Origin of the sequence: Corynebacterium sp., assembly GCF_043426755.1 — a bacterium.
Taxonomy (GTDB): domain Bacteria; phylum Actinomycetota; class Actinomycetes; order Mycobacteriales; family Mycobacteriaceae; genus Corynebacterium.
Genome location: NZ_JBHWRP010000099.1, coordinates 20,326 through 38,979 on the forward strand (window position 1 = coordinate 20,326; position 18,654 = coordinate 38,979).

Annotated in this window: 15 protein-coding genes and 1 tRNA gene; 6 read left to right on the forward strand and 10 right to left on the reverse strand. The window is 61.1% G+C overall.

The features are described 5' to 3' along the window. Position 1 precedes the first annotated feature (1 nt). Genes ACHFGA_RS10395 through ACHFGA_RS10410 form a run of 4 tightly spaced genes read right to left on the reverse strand, consistent with a single transcriptional unit; the run spans position 2 to position 4,716 of the window. A complete protein-coding gene (locus tag ACHFGA_RS10395) occupies positions 2–628 on the reverse strand; it encodes an MBL fold metallo-hydrolase (RefSeq protein WP_394282308.1) in 627 nt (208 codons plus the stop codon). Beyond that, a complete protein-coding gene (locus ACHFGA_RS10400) occupies positions 628–1,728 on the reverse strand; it encodes an S-(hydroxymethyl)mycothiol dehydrogenase (RefSeq protein WP_394282309.1) in 1,101 nt (366 codons plus the stop codon). Before ACHFGA_RS10400 ends, ACHFGA_RS10395 begins: the two co-directional genes overlap by 1 nt. A gap of 57 nt (positions 1,729–1,785) precedes the next feature. Beyond that, complete coding sequence (locus ACHFGA_RS10405; protein ID WP_394282310.1) at positions 1,786–3,810, reverse strand: glycoside hydrolase family 3 protein; 2,025 nt, start codon at positions 3,808–3,810, stop codon at positions 1,786–1,788. Between the two features lie 45 nt (positions 3,811–3,855). Further along, a complete protein-coding gene (locus tag ACHFGA_RS10410; RefSeq protein WP_394282311.1) occupies positions 3,856–4,716 on the reverse strand; it encodes a GDSL-type esterase/lipase family protein in 861 nt (286 codons plus the stop codon). A gap of 264 nt (positions 4,717–4,980) precedes the next feature. Between ACHFGA_RS10410 and ACHFGA_RS10415 the strand changes: the two genes are divergently transcribed. After that, positions 4,981–6,645: an AMP-binding protein gene (locus ACHFGA_RS10415; protein ID WP_394282312.1), complete on the forward strand. Its 1,665-nt coding sequence runs from the start codon at positions 4,981–4,983 to the stop codon at positions 6,643–6,645. 180 nt (positions 6,646–6,825) lie between these two features. On the opposite strand, the gene ACHFGA_RS10420 is transcribed toward ACHFGA_RS10415, so the two are convergent. Both ACHFGA_RS10420 and ACHFGA_RS10425 read right to left on the reverse strand, forming a co-directional pair. Next, positions 6,826–6,901, reverse strand: a tRNA-Thr gene (locus ACHFGA_RS10420). A gap of 81 nt (positions 6,902–6,982) precedes the next feature. Beyond that, positions 6,983–8,206 carry a DNA polymerase III subunit delta' gene (locus ACHFGA_RS10425; RefSeq protein WP_394282313.1) on the reverse strand — a complete coding sequence of 408 codons (1,224 nt, stop codon included), beginning with the start codon at positions 8,204–8,206 and terminating at the stop codon, positions 6,983–6,985. A gap of 54 nt (positions 8,207–8,260) precedes the next feature. Here ACHFGA_RS10425 and ACHFGA_RS10430 point away from each other — a divergent pair, with 54 nt between their 5' ends. Beyond that, on the forward strand, positions 8,261–9,787 hold the full coding sequence (locus ACHFGA_RS10430; RefSeq protein WP_394282314.1) for an adenylate/guanylate cyclase domain-containing protein: 1,527 nt from the start codon (positions 8,261–8,263) through the stop codon (positions 9,785–9,787). 214 nt (positions 9,788–10,001) lie between these two features. Here ACHFGA_RS10430 and ACHFGA_RS10435 read toward each other — a convergent pair whose 3' ends face one another. The 3 genes from ACHFGA_RS10435 to topA form a co-directional block, all read right to left on the reverse strand. Then, positions 10,002–11,093, reverse strand: coding sequence for an ATP-binding protein (locus ACHFGA_RS10435; RefSeq protein WP_394282315.1), 1,092 nt, complete (start codon positions 11,091–11,093; stop codon positions 10,002–10,004). Positions 11,094–11,339: 246 nt separating this feature from the next. After that, a complete protein-coding gene (locus ACHFGA_RS10440; RefSeq protein ID WP_394282316.1) occupies positions 11,340–12,074 on the reverse strand; it encodes a hypothetical protein in 735 nt (244 codons plus the stop codon). A gap of 6 nt (positions 12,075–12,080) precedes the next feature. Next, positions 12,081–15,014: a type I DNA topoisomerase gene (gene topA / locus ACHFGA_RS10445; RefSeq protein ID WP_394282317.1), complete on the reverse strand. Its 2,934-nt coding sequence runs from the start codon at positions 15,012–15,014 to the stop codon at positions 12,081–12,083. Positions 15,015–15,276: 262 nt separating this feature from the next. Here topA and ACHFGA_RS10450 point away from each other — a divergent pair, with 262 nt between their 5' ends. The 4 genes from ACHFGA_RS10450 to ACHFGA_RS10465 all read left to right on the forward strand — a co-directional run bounded on the left by ACHFGA_RS10450 (position 15,277) and on the right by ACHFGA_RS10465 (position 17,958). Continuing rightward, complete coding sequence (locus tag ACHFGA_RS10450) at positions 15,277–15,903, forward strand: DedA family protein (protein ID WP_394282318.1); 627 nt, start codon at positions 15,277–15,279, stop codon at positions 15,901–15,903. Positions 15,904–16,045: 142 nt separating this feature from the next. Further along, complete coding sequence (locus tag ACHFGA_RS10455; protein ID WP_394282319.1) at positions 16,046–16,285, forward strand: AbrB/MazE/SpoVT family DNA-binding domain-containing protein; 240 nt, start codon at positions 16,046–16,048, stop codon at positions 16,283–16,285. A 9-nt stretch (positions 16,286–16,294) separates the two neighbouring features. Next, positions 16,295–17,221, forward strand: a complete 927-nt coding sequence (locus ACHFGA_RS10460; RefSeq protein WP_394282320.1) for an ATP-binding cassette domain-containing protein — start codon at positions 16,295–16,297, stop codon at positions 17,219–17,221. After that, positions 17,221–17,958 carry an ABC transporter permease gene (locus tag ACHFGA_RS10465; RefSeq protein ID WP_394282321.1) on the forward strand — a complete coding sequence of 246 codons (738 nt, stop codon included), beginning with the start codon at positions 17,221–17,223 and terminating at the stop codon, positions 17,956–17,958. The genes ACHFGA_RS10460 and ACHFGA_RS10465 overlap by 1 nt, the downstream gene beginning before the upstream one ends. On the opposite strand, the gene ACHFGA_RS10470 is transcribed toward ACHFGA_RS10465, so the two are convergent. After that, entirely contained in the window at positions 17,955–18,593 is a 639-nt protein-coding gene (locus ACHFGA_RS10470) for a class I SAM-dependent methyltransferase (protein ID WP_394282322.1), read from the reverse strand. The genes ACHFGA_RS10465 and ACHFGA_RS10470 overlap by 4 nt on opposite strands. Positions 18,594–18,654: the final 61 nt, after the last annotated feature.

The following is an 18,654-nucleotide window of genomic DNA, read 5'->3' on the forward strand; positions in this document are numbered from 1 at the left end:
TTTAGTAACCGCGCTTGATCCACTCCTCTAGGTGCGGGGCCTCGTCACCGATGGTGGTGTGGTCGCCGTGGCCGGTGCGCACTACGGTCTCTGCGGGGAGGTCCAGGACGGACTTCTGCAGGGACTCGATGATGGTGTCGAAGCTGGAGTAGCTGCGGCCTGTCGCGCCCGGGCCGCCCTGGAAGAGGGTGTCGCCGGAGAACAGCTCGGCCGCCTCAGGCACGTACAACACGCAGGAGCCTGGCGAGTGGCCTGGGGTGCTGAGCACCTTGATGTCGGTGCCGGCGATCTGGAAGGTCTGGCCGTCCTCGAGGTCGCGGTAGTTCAGGCCCTTGTTGGTCTCCTCCCACAGCATGGAATCGGCTGGGTGGAGGTAGATGGGGGCGTCGACAAGCTCGGTCAGGCGTGGGGCTGCGTCGATGTGGTCGTTGTGGCCGTGGGTGGCGATGATGCCCTTGACCTTGCGGTCCCCCACGGCGGCAGCGATGGCATCGGAATCGTGGGCCGCGTCGATGATGAACACCTCGGAGTCATCGCCGACGATCCACACGTTGTTGTCTACGTCCCATTCACCGCCGTCGAGCTTGAACTTTCCGGAGGTTACTACGTTGTCAATGCGAAAAGTCATTATTTGAACTCCACTACGCTACGCAGGACGTCGCCCTGCTTCATCTTTGCAAAGGATTCTTCCACGTCGTTGATTCCGATGCGCTCGGAGACGAACTCACCCAGCGGGAAACGGTCCTGCAGGTGCAGGTCAACGTACATTGGGAAGTCGCGCTCTGGCAGGCAGTCGCCGTACCAGGCTGGCTTGATGGAGCCGCCGCGCGAGTACACGTCGATGGCTGGCAGCTGAATCTCGCTGGTCTGGTTTGGTACGCCCACCATGACCATGCGGCCTGCGTGGTCGCGAGAGTAAAAGGCCTGGCGCCAGGTGGGGATGATGCCCACGGCGTCGATGGTGACGTCGGCACCGAAGCCGTCGGTCAGCTCGCGCACCTTGTCGATGATCTCCTGTTCCTCCATGTCCTTAGAGGCGATGGCGTGGGTTGCGCCGAAGGTGTCGACGGCCGCCTTGGTCTTTCGCTCATCGAGATCGATCGCGATAATCGTGGTGGCACCGGCCAGCTTCGCGCCGGCGATCGCTGCCAAGCCCACTCCGCCAAGTCCAAAGACAGCGACAGACTCGCCCTTCCGGATATCACCGGTATTCACGGCGGCGCCAACGCCGGCCATGATGCCACAGCCAAGCAGGCCAGCCGCTGCAGGATCTTCCTCGGGGTTCACCTTGGTGCACTGGCCCTCGTGGACCAAAGTCTTCTCAGCAAAGGAGCCGATTCCGAGCGCTGCGGTCAGCTCGGTGCCATCCTCCAAGGTCATCGGCTTCGAGGCGTTGTGGGTATTAAAGCAGTTCTTCGTGTCGCCCTTGCGGCAGGCACGGCACTCACCGCACACGGCGCGCCAGTTCAGTACGACGAAGTCGCCGACCTCGACGTGGGTGACTGCTTCGCCGACCTTATCGACGACACCTGCCGTCTCGTGGCCAAGCAGGAAGGGGTAGTCGTCGGCAATGTCCCCGTCGCGGTAGGCGAGGTCAGTGTGGCATACGCCGGTGGCCTGGACCTTCACGACAACGTCGTTCGGGCCTGGCTCCGGGATCACAATGTTGGTTACTTCTACATCGGCGCCCTTTTCGCGGGCGATTACTCCTTGAACAGTTTCGGTCATACAACTAGGCTAACGATTTTCGTCAAGACGCGCTTAACGAAAATCAAGCCCATCTCGCTACAGGCGCTGACCGTACCCGTACTGGTAGACGTTTCCGTCGCGGTCGACGTAAGCATAGTCCTCGCCAAGGAACTTGCCAGGCACGTCGCGCGGCGAATCGGCGAAGGCGGCAACATCGCGTGGGAAGGAGAACGCGAGTTCACCCTTCGGGCCGCCGTCGACCCCACACAATGCTTCGAGGATCGCCTTGGGTGAGGAATCGAACGTGGCGACGAGCGCTGCCGCGTTCGGTTCGATCTCACCCAGCAGCCATGGGTTAGTGATGTTGAGCAGCGTCATCGTGGGCACGGTTCGCTGAATCTCGATCACGCGGTCCATGTCGATCTGGTTGTCGCGCGGATCGATGGAGAGCGGCTGGTCTTCTTTGTCGTCGGTAAACAGCGCGATTTCAGGCCGGGCCCACACGATGGCCAGATCGGCATCCTCGGGCTTATCGACGAAGGTCGCCTGCGGAAACGCCTCACAAACAGCGGCGGCGAAGCGCTCATCGGCGAGCTCGGGCTTGGTGCGCGCAGTCACCCAGGTGTAAATCTTCTGGGTGGTCTCAGGGTTCAGCGGCAGAAGCTCTGCGTTACCGCGCAGCAAGGTGACGGAATCGCGCTGGGCGCTGTGGCCGGCATCGGCGACGGCTTGGTTGCCGATCACCTCCGCGGCTGCGTCCTCGTCGACGAAGGGATCGTCGAAAAGCCCAAGCTCAAAGATCTCTACCAGCAGGCGCGTGACGGACTCGTCGACGTTGAGGCCAGCAGCGATCGCTTCGCGCACGGCGGACGGGTCGGAGACGTCGGAGAAGATGTCCACGCCCGCGTTCACGGCGGCCGCGATGCGCTCGGGCTGGGTCTTGTCCTCCACGCCCCACGGCATCGCGTCCAGAACGCCTGAGTCAGAGTTGACGTAGCCGGCATGGCCGAGCTGTCCACGCAGGATGTCGGTGATCATGGTCTTGTTGAACGCGAAGGCAACTTCCTCGAACTGGGTGTCCTCCGACTGCCAGAACTGGCGCGGCAGCTGGTCAGCGGACTCATTCACCGGCAACGCGTAGTAGGGCATGATCGACGAGGCGCCCGCTTCGATCGCCGCCTGGAATGGTGGCATGTGGTAGGTGTACAGCGCATCCTCGGTGGGATAGTTATTGAACTTGCCCCAGGCAAAGTGCGGGTCGTGGCCATCCTCGCGCACGCCGCCACCAGGGAAATGCTTCACCGTGCATGCCACGCCGTCGATGGCGCGGCCGTGCTCAGTCTCACGCACCTGCTGCAGGCCGCGGACGGTGGCGGTGACATAATCGGCGACCACCTGCGGGTCCTCACCGAAGGTGTTGACGAAGCGCGCCCACCGTGGCTCAGAGGCCACATCGGCCATGTAGCCGTAGACCTTGTGGATGCCCCCGGCACGCCACTCGGCGGCGGCACCGGCAGCAAGCTTTTCGACGCGGTCTGCGTCCCTCAAGCCGGCCAGACCAAGTTCGGACGGCCACCCAGAGAACACCCCGGACGTGTCCTTATCGCCAAACGCAGGGACCACAGAGAAGATATTCAACGGGTTGGCTGCAAATACCGCCGGGATGCCCAGACGGGAGCTTTCCGCGATCTCTTGGACCGCGTTGGTCCACACGGCGAGGTCACGGGCAGGAAGGTTGTCACGATAGATGAAGAAGCGCTGGTGGCGTTCATTGATGGACGTGTCCGTCGCCGGGCCCAGCAGCATCGGCTCTGGGTATTCCAGGCCGGTCATCGGGTGTTTGTCTGCCCAAAAGTCTTCGTCGTGAAGCACTTTTCCTTCCTCGGCGTTGGGCAGGAAGGCGGAGTTGCCGGGATAATGCGAGCCGATGATCATCAGGCCCGCCTTTTCCTCGTCGGTCATGCGCGCGACGAGGTCCTCGGCACGCTCACGGGCGCTGAGGCGCCAGTCCTCGTAGGGGGTGAGCTGGCCGTCACCGTCGAGGTCCTTAAATTCTAGGCCGTCGACGGTGATGACGTTTTTGGTGCGGGTGGAAAGGGTGCGCTGGTTCTGAGTAGTCATACTTTCAGTGTACGACTATGAATCAGCACCGTGGTGGGCTTTGGGCTACGAACGCGCCACGATCCCGCCGACATAATCGTGACCACGCTGGGTGAAGTGGAACGGCATGTTGCCGGCACCCGCGTAGAAGTCGACGAGTCCTGGCCACATCCGCATGTGATCTGGCGCGCACATGTGATTGTTGCGGGTAGCAGGCTTCAGGTCGACGAACTGGGTACCGGTGGCATGTGCTGCGTCGACAAGCATCCACTGCCCAAGGTTTTCCCACTCGGTGATCTTCGCCAGCGGGGTGACGTCGTGCATGTTGGGTCCGACGTGGAAGAGGCAGACGTTGCCGCGGCCGTCGGAAATCTGCGGGTAGCCGACGAACTGGATGCGCGCGTTTGGTGCGTGGGCGCGGATGCGGTCGACCTGCGGGCGCATGTAGTTGACGAAGTCGCGGCGGATGTCCGCGTGTGGGCGACCTTCGTTGTTATAGGTGTCGTTGAAACCGACCGAGATGAGCACGCGGCGGGTGTCGTGGTTCAGGCCCCTGTTATTGATCGCACGGTTGACCTGGGAAGACAGCTGTGGCCCCTGGGAAATGGTGACGGTGCCGGTGCACGAGTAGTCGTGGGCAGCCAGGCCGAGCTGGCGCGCGGCAACCTTGCCGAAGTTATTGTTGGAGGTTGGGCACCAGGTGGTCACATTCGAGGAACCGCGGGCGTCGAGGCCAAGCTTGCCGGCAGCCCACTGCTCCAGCGGCGGGTCGGCAACCCACGAGTCACCGAAGATGACCATATTCCCGTTTTGCGCTTGGGCGTTAGGAACGGCGGGGCCGGCCACCATCGTGATGGCAGCGAGCATCGTGGCGGCGACGGAGGCCACGAGCGCGGTGACCTTTCGGCGGGTGGCGTGGATCAGCATGCAGCCTGCTTTCTTTCAGCTTTCTTTAAAATTCTGAGGGTTTTATCACGTTGCGATTCCCTGAACACCTTAAGCACGAAGTGCCCACGTCGCAAACGTTTCACATCGACAACTCAAGCAACTTGTGTAACTCTATCCCCAGTCATTGTCTACGCAATGCCTATCGGTATTGTGGGCGAAATAATAGCAACGTGCAACGTTTGCGCCCCCTCTCTCGATATATCCCAACGTAAACAGATTTGTTACAGCCCCTTAAGGATGCCCATGTCACCACTGCCACTTCTAGGAAAGATCGCCTTTAACGCGCAGGCGCTGGCCAAATTTATCCCCGCGGTCATCCGTTCCGGCATCGTCGGCACGGAAGGCGGACCTGCAGGCGCCGCAACTCTGCCAGCGACGCTAGCCCGCTACTGGTTCACCACCGCGCGGGAGATCGAGCAGGGTGCAGCCCAAACGCCACACCGCAACGCGCTTATCGACGACGATGGCGTGCTCACCTACGCTCAGATGCGTGACCAAGCCCAAGCCCTGGCGAAGTGGTTCCTCGACGTGAAGAAGCGCGAGGGTTTCGACGAACTGCACATCGGCGTGATGGCCCGCAACGGCCGCGGCATTCTGCTGCCCATGACGGCCAAGGGCTACGCCGGCGCACACCTTTACCTGCTGAACGTGGGATCTTCACCCGAACAGATTTTGGGCATTATCGAAGAAAACACGATCAATGTGCTCATCGTCGACGACGAATTTTCCCACGTCATCCCGCACGACTATCCGGGCCTGACAGTGGCCTACGCGCACGTCGAAAAGCGTCATGCTGATTACCCATCGCTGGCCGAACTCATCGCGCACTGCGATACCGACACCAAGCTTCCTGCCATGCCAAAGCATGGCTATATCGTCTTGATGAGCTCCGGCACCACCGGGATCCCCAAGGGCATCCTGCGCCCAGAGCCGAAACTGCCACTGGTTCTGGCGGGCCTGCTGGAGAAGATTCCGTGGAAGGCCGGCATGACGGTGCAGATGAGCGCGTCCATGTTCCACACCTGGGGCTGGTCGGCCACCAATATCGCCTTCGGCGCGCGCAACACCGTGGTGACCATGCGCAACTACGATCCGGTGCGCGTGTTCGAGCAGCTCGAGGGCTTCAAGTGCGACGCCCACGTCTCCTCCCCCATTTTCTTCAAGCAGCTGCTTGAGCTGGAGGATAACCAGAAATATGACACCTCCCGCCTGAAATTCATCGCCTCTGCTGGCCACGCGTTGACCCCGGAGATCGTCAAGCGCGTCATCGACCGCTTCGGCCCGATCCTGTGCAATATCTACGGCTCCACCGAGCTCACCTTGGCCGCCGCCGCTTCCGGGGCCGAGGTCGCCGCCGACCCCACCGTCGCCGGCCACGTGTCCTCCGGCACAATCCTGAAGCTTTACGACGACAACGACCAAGAAGTCCCCCAGGGCAAGGTCGGCCGCATCTTCCTGAACAACTCCACCTCCCTGATCGGCTACTCCAACCCGAACACCCGAATGGTGAAAATCGACAACCTGATCGAGATGGGCGACTTGGGCTACTTCGACGCCGACGGCCGCCTCCACGTGGTCGGACGAGCCGACGACATGATCATCGTCGGCGGCGAAAACGTCTACCCCGCCTCCGTGTCCGACGTGTTGGAATCCATGCCGGGCGTCGCCGACCTTTATGCAGGGGGCGTGGACGACGAAGAGACCTTTGCCCGCATCGCCGTCTGGATCGTGCGTTCCGACGACGACGCCGGCCGTACCTTAACCAGCGACAAGGTTCGCCAGTATGTCTTCGACAACCTGGCCAGCCACTCCGTCCCCCGCGACGTCAACTTCGTCGACGAACTGCCCCGCAACGCCGTGGGCAAGGTCGTGCCCCGCTTCCTACCGGAGTCTGTGCCCGGCGCGTAGGGTTCCGATCACCGGCCCCTACCGCAAACTACTGGACCTAGAATGTTGGAACAGGGGCCCAAAACGGTTCCAGGCACCCAAAAGCGCCCAGTTCCAACAGTTCAGCTTCAGCAGTTTGGCCGGCAGCGGGGCGCAAGACGAGAAACCCCAGGCTAAACACTGTTTAACCTGGGGGTTTGGTGGAGCCGCCTGCGAGAATCGAACTCGCGACCTTTTCATTACGAGTGAAACGCTCTACCGACTGAGCTAAGGCGGCCTGCACTACGCGCAACCTCGGCTGCGCAAATCGTGCGCCAATCAGCTTAACCTACCGTCACCGAAACCGGAAAACGGCTGGTCACTTCACGCGGCAGGCCTGCCTGATCGCACCGATCATGCCGTTAAAAGCAATGGTCGGGATGACTGATTGGCTGAGCTGTGTGCGGCATTTCGCGATGGCATCCTGGCACGCCACCAGCCCTTCGATGGATACGCGCTGCCCGATGTCGCGCGCGAGCCCTTCAAAGTCGGGGTGGGTCAGCCCCACGTTGGCGCCCGTTTTCACCATCAACGCATCACGGTAGACACCGGCAAAGTCCACGAGGGCGAGGTCCAGCACGTCGCGCTTACGACGAGTACTCCTAGCTTTCTGGCGATCCTCCAGCTCTTTCACGGTGCCGGCCGCCCCGCGCAGGGCCTTCGTCGCCCCTTTGCCTTTCGCTCCCATGCCTAGGGCTTGTTCAAGTTTCTCGCGCTCTTGCGCGTCGGCATCAGCATAGGAGTCCACAGCTTCTTTATTCACGGCTTTGAGCAGACTGCCGACGGCTTGGAACGCTTGATCACCGTGAAAGATAAGCTCGGCGAGGTTGATCACCTGCGCGCGCCGCTGTTGGATCGAGGGGTCTTTCACCAACGCCCGCGCGCGACCGATATGCCGGAGGGAGGTGGCGGCGGCGAGTTTCGCGTCAGATTCTGAAGCTCCTTCTTCTTGGGTCAAAATGCGCACGATCTCACCAGCGGACGGCGCCGGAATATACAGGTGCCTACACCGCGAGCGCAATGTTTGTGAGAAGTCCTCCGGATCGGTGGAGGGCGCGCACATGATGATCACGGTGGACGCTGGCGGTTCCTCAACGGTCTTCAGCATGGCGTCGGCGGCCTCGGGGGTCAGGCGGTCGGCATCCTCGATGATGATCACCCGCCACGGGGCGATCGTCGGCAAGCGTGCTGCTTGCGCAACCACCTCGTCAACTGTGTCTTTCGAAATGGACAACTCTTTGGGCACGATGTGCACGATGTCCGTGTGCGATCCACCGAAGGCATCGCGGCAACCGTCGCACACCCCGCACCCGATCTCTTGCGGGTCGGTGCACACGAGGGCGGCGGCGAAAGCGACGGCGGCCGTCGAACGGCCTGCACCGGGTGGGCCGGTAAACAGCCAGGAGTGGGTCATGGCGCGCGGGTCGACATGCGTTTCAGCGCCTATTCCGGAGGCGCCACGAGCAGCAGCGGCGGCGGACAGAACTGTGTCGCGGACCTTGGGGCTGTCCGCGAGTCGGGCCGAGACACTGCGATTGATCACTCCACTACCCTACTGCATACCGCGCGGGGCAAATGACCGATAGAGTAATACACCATGAACCGTTTGTGGCAAGGACTGAAGTGGCTATTGGGCACCTCGTGGCCGTTGTATGCTGCAAATCTCCTCGCCACGAACCTGGTGGGCGCGATCGCGATTATGTTGTTCGTGCGCTACCTCATCCCCATGCCCGAAGTGCTCACCTTCGCGTCGGAAGCATCGAGCTTAGCGACGATCGGCATTGTCTATGTGGTCCTCGCCGTGTTGGTGGGCATCCTCGCTACTTTGTTTATGCTGCGGCCGGTGTTTGATTGGCAGAGGCATCCCGACGAACACGACCCCAACATGGTGCGCAACCTGGTGATGCGCGTGCCCATCCGGCAGACCGTGGTGGTTGTGGTGGTGTGGGTGGTCGGCATCATCATTGCGGTGGTGGCCAGCGGCCGTGTCAGTGGGCGACTGGCACTCGTCGTTGGCTTTTCGACGTCGCTGGCCTGCCTTGTTGTTGCACTTTTGACCTACCTGCAGGCTGAGCGCCTCGTACGCCCGGTGGCTGTGACCGCACTGGCGCGCCGTTTTGAGGATTCCACCCTAGAGCCTCCGATCAAATACCGGCTGTATATGACGTGGATGATGACATCCGCGGCGCCTCTGATTGGCATCGTGTTGCTGCTGTGGGCGCAGCGCGCTGGCTACTTCACCGGGAATGCGGGCGAGCTCATGCCGGCGATCGTGGCGCTGGCCGTAGCAGCTCTCCTGACGGGGTTTGTGGGCATGGCATTCGCGATTTCGTCGGTAGTTGATCCGATCAACGAGCTCCATCTCGCCATCAACCGTGTGCGCCGCGGCGACAACGACACCCAGGTGGACATCTACGATGGCTCTGAACTTGGCGTGCTGCAGGCCGGGTTTAACGAGATGATGCGCGGCTTAAGCGAACGCCAGCGCGTGCGCGATATTTTCGGCCGCTATGTGGGCACCGAAGTAGCCCAGCGAGCGCTGGAAGAAAAGCCAGAACTGGGCGGTGAGGACCGCAAGGTCGCCGTGCTGTTTATCGACGTCATCGGGTCCACCACCTTCGCCGTGAACCACACACCCGAGCAGGTCGTTGAAGCGTTGAACGAATTCTTTGAGATCGTCGTCGACGTGGTCCACCGCAACCGCGGCGTGATCAATAAATTCCAGGGCGACGCGGCCTTGGCGGTGTTCGGAGCCCCGGCCAACTTGAACGACGCCACCTCCCACGCCCTGCAGGCCGCCCGCGAACTGCGCACTGAGCTGCGCGGACTGGAACTACAGGCAGGTATTGGCGTGGCTGCCGGCCACGTGGTCGCCGGCCACATTGGCGGGCACGACCGTTTCGAGTACACCGTGATCGGCGATGCCGTGAACTCCGCCGCCCGCCTCACCGACATGGCCAAGGACACCCCAGGTCGCGTGCTCACCAATGCCGCCACCCTGCGCGGAGCCAACGAAGTGGAAAAGGCCCGCTGGACGTTGATGAAGTCCATCGAGCTGCGCGGCCGCCACAAGATGACTCAGCTGGCCCGCCCGGTGCGCTCGACGATGGCGGACCGCTACTAGGTGTTCGCCCATTTATCCAGAAATATGTGCCCGTATCTAATTTTTTAGATACGGGCACATATTTTTAGATAAAACAGGATAGAAGGCCGACGCCCCTTCAACAGCTCCTCGGTTTACTCAGACGCTTCTCCCGCAGCTTCGTGCTCCATCCTCCGAATAAACGCGGCCATTCCAGGAACTGTAAATTGGACAACGCCATGGTCAGGGGCAAAAATTAGGCCCTTGTCGATGAGATTTTCCGATTGTTGCTCAGCGATCCCATGGTTACGTCGAGGTGGTCGGCTATCTCACGAGTTGTAAGCTGGTCATCGCCCAGTTTTGCCATTGCTACAAGGAAGCGTTTCTCACCGGGTGTCGCACGTTCCCACCTGCTGGGAAAGAACCCTGCATCGAGCGCTTCTGTACCTTCGACAACGGCAAGCTCCGCATCTTTCCCAGTAAAGGGCGATCCAGGCGCAACATTCCAGATTGCTTTCCCGTATTCCTGCAGGAAATAAGGGTAATTCAGTGCAGTATTAATCAGCCCATCGATAGCCTCAGGGAGATACTCAACGTTTTGTAATCTCGCTGGTTCTTCCAACGCTGCGGCAGCTGCCTGGTCTGATAGCGGACCAATCTTGCGGTACTCAAAAAGCCGCTCTGCATATGATTGAGATTCGGCCAGCTTCTGAGGGAGCGTCGGCAAGCCCGCCCCGAATACGTAGAATGGCAATCCCTTTTGGCCCGCTTGATGCTGGGCGGTAATGATAGCGGCCATCAGCTCTGGGTCCAGGTCCTGCATCTCATCGATGAAGAAGGCGATCGCTTTTCCATCCTTGCGCGCGGATTTCGCAACACCCAAAACAAGTTCTTCCAGGTCCATCCCAATATCGCCAGAGTCCGATAAGCCCTTCTGAGCAGGGACGTCGAGGGCGACATCAACGCCTCCAACGTGTAAGGCGAAAGAGGAAATGACCGGCAGTGCTTCTCGAATATGGGCCCACTTTTTCCGCAGCGACACTTTTCGTGCGCTCAATGCCAGCTCCCGCGCCAACCTAGCCCTGACACGGCTTTTGCCAGCGGTATCCGCGCTCGCTTCAAATTGGACGATCAGCCAATCCGCTTCCTCTGCCCGCGACGCCATCTCATTGAGCAGGACTGTCTTGCCCACCCCGCGCAGACCTGACAAAATCACGCCGCGATTGTGCATGCCATGCTGGGTGCGCGTGATGATCGCACCGATCAAGTCAAGCTCTGGCTTGCGCCCCGTAAGCGCAGGTGGACGCAGCCCCGCGCCCGGGGAATAGGGGTTGAGCGTTTGGTCCATGCGTCCCACACTAAACCATTTATCCAGAAATATGTGCCCGTATCTAATTTTTTAGATACGGGCACATATTTTCAGATAAACCCCGAAAATGACCGCTCGCCCACCCTCTCAACGACAAACCGATATAGTCCTCGGCCCATAGTGCGAGTAACTTATTGAAAACGTTTTGGTATCTCGCACTATGGGCCGAGGACTATATCGGTTTGCGAAAAGGCAGAGAGCCGGGAAGGCGGGAGCTACGGGCCCCTACTCAGCTACACCGTCGACCAGCAGCATCGCACCCACACTGGTTGCACCCAATGTGAGACCCTCGAGCATGCCGATCCAGAAGTTGTGCTTCTTATCCTTCAGCACCGTGTTGCGCACCAGGCGCAGCCCCTCGCCTGCCAGCATCAGGTTCGCGCCGTGGCTGATGCCACCTTCGGCGGTGGTGTGGCGGCGGAAACGTTCATCGTCGGCAAGTGCCGCGGTAGCAACGGCGGAAGTCCCACCAAGTGCTACGGCCGGCACTAGAGCGCGGTTCTTCCATGCAGCCAAGCCAACACCCGCAGCCACAATCGCCCCGCCAACCGCGGCACCGCGCGCGCTCACCGCAGCACGCTTATCGGCAAGACGCGTGATGAAACCAGCGTGCTGCCCCACGACAGCGGCGACACCCAGGCCAGAGGACTTCGTCGGCACGCGAACCTGCTCATAAGCCGCAACACCACCGGAGAGGGTTGCGCCGGTCAGGGCAGTCTTTTGGTCCTTGCTTAACGACGAGCGCAGCGCTTCACCCGCCAACAGCGGAAGGATGGCGGGCTCGAAAATTCGCGACGCAGTGTCCTTGTTCAGCACACGCAGCCAGCAGGCGATCTCACCGACGGTGAGGAACGCGATGCGCTCTGGGCGACTCAGGGCCTTCCGGATCGAGTGATTCAGCGCCTCCATCCCCTGTGCTGTGCGTTGGAAAAACTGACCGGTTCCGAGTTCTGCTGGCATGGTGTCCTACTTCCTCCTGGTGCCCGCCTTCACCACGCGTTTCGTGGTTTGAGGGGGCTTCTTCGCTGTCTTTTTCGTCGACTTCTTCTTAGTAGCCTTTTTACGCGATTTCTTCGCGGTCGTCCCGCCGTCTTCGGCCATCCGGGCGCGCCGTGCAGATAGCAGCTCGTTGGCGCGCTGGTCGGTCATGGTCTCTGGGGTGTCGCCACGCTGCAGCGAGGCGTTGGTCTCGCCATCGGTAACATAGGGGCCGAAGCGGCCGTCCTTCACGCTCATCGGTTTGCCGGAGACGTCGTTATCGCCCAGCATCTTCAGTGGTGGCTTCGCGGCAGCGCGGCCGCGACGCTTCGGTTCGGCATAAATGCGGCGCGCCTCCTCAAGAGTGATCTCGAAGATCTGCTCCTCACTAGCCAAAGAACGCGAGTCCGAGCCCTTCTTCAGGTACGGGCCGTAGCGTCCATTCTGGGCGGTGATCATCTCGCCGTCGGCTGGGTCCTCGCCCACTTCGCGTGGCAGGCTGAGCAGCTTCAGGGCTTCCTCAAGGGTGACTGTCGCAGACTCCATCGAGTTGAACAGGGAGGCCGTCTTTGGCTTCAGCTTCTCATCCACATACTCGGTGATGCGCTTTTCCTTCTGCTTCGCAGCAGTCTTGGTCTCCCAGTTCTTGGCCCTCATGCCATCGGCGGCGCGCTGCTCGTCTTCGGCCTTGCGCTCCTGGGCGACGATCTCCTCGGCCTCAGCTTCGGCCTTCTCGCGCTCGTCGTCACGCACAACCTCGGTGACATAGGGGCCGTAGCGCCCTTCGCGCGCCACCACCATTCGGCCGTTGTCTGGGTTTTCGCCCAGTTCGCGCCCAGACTGCGGGGTGGCGAATAGCTTCTCCGCCATTTCCAGGGTGACCTCGTCCGGCGTTGCCGATTCTGGCAGGTTGGCGCGCTGGTATTCGGGCTCACCTTCAGCATCCACACCGATCTGGCGCTCCAGGTACGGCCCGTAGCGGCCCACGCGTACGTTGACGGCGCGGCCCTCGGAGTCGTCGAAAAGCTTTAGAGAGTTCACGGCGCGCGCGTCGATGGATTCCAGGTTGGACTCGATCAGCGACTTCAACCCGCCACGGCGTGCGACGGATTCGGCGGTGGAATCGTCGGCATCCGCATCGCCGAAGTAGAACCCGTTGAGCCAATCGGTGCGGTCTTCGTTGCCGGCCGCGATCTCGTCGAGTTCGTCCTCCATCGAAGAGGTGAAGTCATAGTCCACCAGCGTGTCGAAGTTATTCTCCAGCAGCCCGACCACAGAAAACGCCACCCAGCTAGGCACCAGGGCGTTGCCGCGAACGAATACGTAGCCGCGGTCCTGGATGGTCTTGATGATCGACGCGTACGTCGACGGGCGACCAATGCCCAGGTCCTCCATCTTCTTCACCAAGCTGGCTTCGGTGTAGCGGGCCTGCGGGTTGGTGGAGTGGCCGTCCGCGGTGATCTTCTGCGCGGTCAGCGCGTCCCCCTTCGCCAGCTGCGGCAGGTGGGATTCCTTCGAATCCTGCGAGTCCGAATAGGCACGCAACCAGCCTGGGAAGGTGATCGTGCGCCCGGTCGCGCTAAATTCAGCGACCTCGCCGGTCGTCGCCGTGCCGGACACGGTCACCTTCATGGAGGTGCCCTTCGCATCCGCCATTTGGGATGCCACGGTGCGCTGCCAGATCAGTTCGTACAGCTTGAATTCCTCAGCATCGAGCTGACCTGCCAGCTGGCCTGGGGTTGAGAAACGCTCGCCCGCCGGGCGGATCGCCTCGTGCGCCTCCTGCGAGTTTTTCACCTTGCGATCATAGGTGCGTGGCGACGAGGAAACGTAGTTGTCGCCGTACAGCTCCGTGGCCGCTCGTCGAGCAGCGCTCAAACCCTGCTTCGACAGTGACGTGGAATCCGTACGCATATAAGTAATGTGGCCGTTTTCGTACAGGCGCTGCGCAATACGCATCGTGCGCGCCGACGTAAAGTGCAGCTTGCGGCCTGCCTCCTGCTGCAGCGTCGAGGTCATAAACGGCGCGTAGGGGCGGCGCGTGTACGGCTTCTCCTCGACCGAATCGACGCTCATGTCGGCCTTGTCTAGGGCCTCAGCCAGCGTTTCTGCCGCCTGCTTATCGACGACGTACACGTCCTTCGTCTTCAGCTCGCCACGATCGTTGAAGTCGCGACCTTGGGCGACGCGCTTGCCATCAACGGCTGTGAGCTTTGCGTCGAACTCGTTGGGCTGATGATCTGCCGAAGCAGCAGCGTCTTTGGCCAGCTGGTTGAGTGTGGCGGTCAGGTCCCAATACTCAGCGGAGATAAACGCCATGCGCTCGCGTTCGCGCTCGACGATCACGCGGGTGGCAACGGACTGGACGCGCCCCGCCGACAGGCGTGGCATGACCTTCTTCCACAGCACTGGGGAGACCTCGTAGCCATAGAGGCGGTCCAGGATGCGGCGGGTTTCTTGGGCGTCGACAAGATCTGTGTCTAGCTCGCGGGTGTTCTCCGCGGCCTCCTTGATGGCGGACTCGGTGATCTCGTTGAACACCATGCGCTCGACGGGCACTTTCGGCTTCAGCGTTTCCAAAAGGTGCCAAGCGATGGCTTCGCCCTCGCGGTCCGGGTCTGTTGCCAGCAGCAGCTTGTCCGCCTGCTTCAGCTTTGACCGAAGGTCAGACACCTTTTTCTTCTTGTCTGGGCTGACCACATAGATCGGTTCAAAGTCTTTTTCTGGGTTCACGCCCAGCTTGGCCCACGGTTCCTTTTTGTACTTATCGGGGATGTCCGCTGCGCGCCCAGGAAGGTCACGAATATGCCCCACTGAGGCCTCGACAATATAGTCGTCGCCCAAGTAGTTCTGGATTTTCTTCGCTTTCGTCTGCGACTCGACGATGACCAGGGTCTTACCTGATCCGCTTCCATCCGCCACGATCCGTGTACCTCAATTCCTTAGGTGTAAGCCTTAGTGCCTTACTGTATGCAAAACTGTATGCACAAAGTCACATTTCGGCCAACACCATATATTAATGCGCCTGTCGGGAAACCTAGCACGTTTGTTCGTCGATAAGCGACTGCACAAAACCATGCATGTATTTGTTGACCATAACACTGCCTGACTTTGTGGTTGCACGCCGCACAAAAACAAATCTTCCAATAGAGTTTCTAACAAGGCTTAAAGAAGGAAGGCACCTGTGGCAGATTCCATCGTTCTGTGGCTCGAACAACTCATGACGATGCCCATTTTCTACCCCCTGGTCACTCTGCTGATCACGCTCGACGCGCTGGCGCCTATCGTCCCCTCGGAGACCGTCCTCAACCTTGCAGGCGCCTTCGCCGGTTCCCAGGGCGTTCCCAACGTGTGGCTCCTCATCGCCTTCTCCCTCCTCGGGGCCATCATTGGCGACAATATCTGCTACCTGATGGGTACGCGCCTTGTCACCTTCGTCAACCGGCTCGACCCCGAGTCCAAAGCCGGCCAGTCCGTCACCTGGGTGCGCCGCAACATGCGCCGCCGGGCGGGCGTGACCATCATCGTCGCCCGCTTCCTCCCATGGGCACGCTGGGTGGCCACGATCATCCTCGGATCCGTGCGGTACCCGTGGCCGATCTTCTTCATCTACGACACGCTGGGCGCCACGTTGTGGGCGTTTCAGACCATCCTCATCGGCTACCTCGGCGGCGCGCTGTTCCGCGATAACCCACTGCTGGGTATGGCCGTCGGCGTCATCCTGGGCACCCTGGTCGGCGCGTTGATTCAGAAGTTCCAGGAGCGGCTTTTCGAGTGGGCTGATGAGCGCCGCGGGGTCTCCCGCCTCTAAAAGGTCGGCCGACACGATTGCCCGCAGCCGCGCTACGAGTTATACTTTTCCTACTTGTATGACTCCAGGCGTGGAGGTGCGGGTAGTGAACTCATCAGGAAGGTACGAAGAAGGTTCTGCCCCTGCTTGTAGACTCGAGGGCATGTCAGATCACAATGGGCACCCCGAATCTCAGTCACCGAGAGGCGAACATCGCAGGTTTGCAGCGACGTTGACGATCGGAACGAAGGGCCAGATCGTCATCCCCAAGGCGGTGCGCGACATGTTCAGCTACGCCCCGGGCGACGATATCCTCCTGTTAGCCGACACCGAGCGTGGCATTGCGCTCATGCCGGTCAGCGAAACCGAGAAACTACTCCCTGAGACGCCGCCACACTTCTAGAAGGGAACCATGGCAGCGATCACCTGCTCCCACGTTCGCCGCGTCTTCCGTGACCACGTCGCCCTCGACGATGTCACCCTCACAGTCGAGCCCCACCAGATCTTCGGCCTGCTGGGCCCCAACGGCTCCGGCAAGACCACGTTACTCAACCAGATCCAAGGCTTAGACACCCCCACCTCAGGCAGCGTCGAGGTGCTCGGCCTCAACCCGATCCGCGACCACGCCGAGCTCGTTCGTCGTCTGGGCAGCCAGCACCAAGAATCAACCTCCCTGCCACGGCTGACGGTACGCGAGACGATCCACCTCTTCGCCGCGCTCTATCCGGCCGCCCGCGACCCGGAAGAGCTGATCGCGGCCCTCTCCCTGACAGAGAAGGCGGATGCGCGCGTCGAATCGCTCTCAGGCGGGCAGCACCAGCGGGTGTTCATCGCGCTAGCGCTGATCCATGACCCGGAATTGCTGCTTTTCGACGAGCTCACCTCCGCCTTGGACCCGCACATCAAACACTCGATCTGGGACATCCTGCGCTCGCTTCGCGCCGACGGCCGCACCATCGTCCTAACCACCCATTCCATGGAGGAGGCGGAGAAACTCTGCGACCGAGTAGCCATCCTTGACACCGGCCGCATCCTCGCCGAGGGCAGCCCAGCCGAGCTGATCGAGCGATTCGCCCCGGCCGCCACAGTCACGCTCTCCTCGGACATATCGCTTAACGACGATGACCTCGTCGCGATCCCCGGCGTCACCACTATCGAGCGCCTCGACGATTCCCTGCGCGTGACCGGCACCGGAGACTTCGCTGAGCGCCTTGCCGAACGCGTTATCACCGCCGGCGACCGCCTGACAGAGCTGCGCATTGATCCGCCGACACTGGAGGATGTTTTCCTTCACCTCACCGGCCGTGACAGCGCTACCACCGAGGAGGTGGCAAGCTAATGCGTGCCTACCGCGCCCTCACTACAGCCTTGCTGAAGTCGCAATTCCGCGAACCCGTTGGGTTCTTTTTCCTCATCATCTTCTCCCCCGCACTCCTCCTGTTCCTCGGCCTAATCTTCGGCAATGAGCCCACGCCTGAATTTGGCGGCCGGGGCCCGATCGACAACATGACGCCCGGGATCATGGTGATGTCGATCTTGATCATCGGCGCGACCGTCCTCCCGCAGGCTCAGGCGTTACTGCTCACCACCGGTGCTCTGACCAGGCTGAAGATGACGCCGCTGAAGCCATCCACCTATCTTGCTTCGGACATGACGGTGCATTTTGTCTCGGGAATCATCGGCCCCGTGCTCACCCTGCTCGTTGCACTCATCGTCTTCGATGTCGAGGCCCCGCAGAACCTTCTTGGGCTCGTCGGCGCGATCGCTTTGGCGATGGTGACAATGCTGGCCGTCGGCTACGCGCTATCCGCACTCATGCCCAGCCCCGGTGCCGCGACCGGGATCGGAAACATGCTCATGATCCTGCTCATGCTCACCTCGGGGGCGTTCATCCCGGTGGCGGCGCTGTCCGACACCGTGCAAAGGCTCTTCGAGTTTTCACCCTCGTACCACATGGCAGGGCTTGTCGACGCAGCCTGGCAAGGCGAGGGGTTCTCCCTCGCCTCAGTTGCCGTGCTGATCGGGGTGGCAGCGGTCGCGGGGTTGCTGGCGGTGCTGCTCTTCCGTCGTCGTTAGGAAGCCACGATGATGAATGGCTCCACCAGGTCATGCCCTTGCGGAACCCCGATCTCCTTCCACATGTCGACGATCTCCGGAACCGGAGTCACCGTCACGTTGCCAAAACCTGCTTCTTTAAAAACCGCGGTGTACTCATCGACGCTGCGGGCCAGCGCCAGAGGCAGGTGAGAGACCACATCACGGTTGTAGAAGGTGGAGAAAGCGCTGGTCCCCTCCCCAGAGGAGTTCTTCTCAATTGTCTCGAGGCCAGCGGGGAAATGGTGCGCGTCGATGATCACGATCTGACCACCGGGGCGGAGCACGTCCCGCCACCTGCGGACCGCTTCCAGCGGCTCGGCCAGAGTCCACATCAGGTAACGATTGATCACCAGATCAAAGGTTCCGAAATTTCCACAGTCCTCGACTGCGTCGCCTCGCGCAAATCGGGGCCCGCCATCAACAGAGGGAGCACAGTCGAGCATCCCCGGCGAGGTATCGATTCCCACGGTATCCCACCCCAGCTCGTCGATAAGCATGGCGATATAACCAGTGCCGGTGCCGACGTCGAGCGCCCGCCCAGGCGGGTCGGGCAAGACTCGGCGCATGTAGGACACCCAGATCTCGTGCTCAATGTCCTCGCGCTGCTGAGCCATTTGATCAGCGTGATAGCTTCGAGCCCTCTGGTTCCAGTAGCGGTCGAGCTGGGTTTGAATC

Coding starts and splice junctions, on each gene's coding strand:
- ACHFGA_RS10395 (WP_394282308.1), bottom strand. CDS start 628: ATGACTTTTCGCATTGACAACGTAGTAACCTCCGGAAAGTTCAAGCTC.
- ACHFGA_RS10400 (WP_394282309.1), bottom strand. CDS start 1,728: ATGACCGAAACTGTTCAAGGAGTAATCGCCCGCGAAAAGGGCGCCGAT.
- ACHFGA_RS10405 (WP_394282310.1), bottom strand. CDS start 3,810: ATGACTACTCAGAACCAGCGCACCCTTTCCACCCGCACCAAAAACGTC.
- ACHFGA_RS10410 (WP_394282311.1), bottom strand. CDS start 4,716: ATGCTGATCCACGCCACCCGCCGAAAGGTCACCGCGCTCGTGGCCTCC.
- ACHFGA_RS10415 (WP_394282312.1), top strand. CDS start 4,981: ATGTCACCACTGCCACTTCTAGGAAAGATCGCCTTTAACGCGCAGGCG.
- ACHFGA_RS10430 (WP_394282314.1), top strand. CDS start 8,261: ATGAACCGTTTGTGGCAAGGACTGAAGTGGCTATTGGGCACCTCGTGG.
- ACHFGA_RS10435 (WP_394282315.1), bottom strand. CDS start 11,093: ATGGACCAAACGCTCAACCCCTATTCCCCGGGCGCGGGGCTGCGTCCA.
- ACHFGA_RS10440 (WP_394282316.1), bottom strand. CDS start 12,074: ATGCCAGCAGAACTCGGAACCGGTCAGTTTTTCCAACGCACAGCACAG.
- ACHFGA_RS10455 (WP_394282319.1), top strand. CDS start 16,046: ATGTCAGATCACAATGGGCACCCCGAATCTCAGTCACCGAGAGGCGAA.
- ACHFGA_RS10460 (WP_394282320.1), top strand. CDS start 16,295: ATGGCAGCGATCACCTGCTCCCACGTTCGCCGCGTCTTCCGTGACCAC.
- ACHFGA_RS10465 (WP_394282321.1), top strand. CDS start 17,221: ATGCGTGCCTACCGCGCCCTCACTACAGCCTTGCTGAAGTCGCAATTC.
- ACHFGA_RS10470 (WP_394282322.1), bottom strand. CDS start 18,593: ATGGCTCAGCAGCGCGAGGACATTGAGCACGAGATCTGGGTGTCCTAC.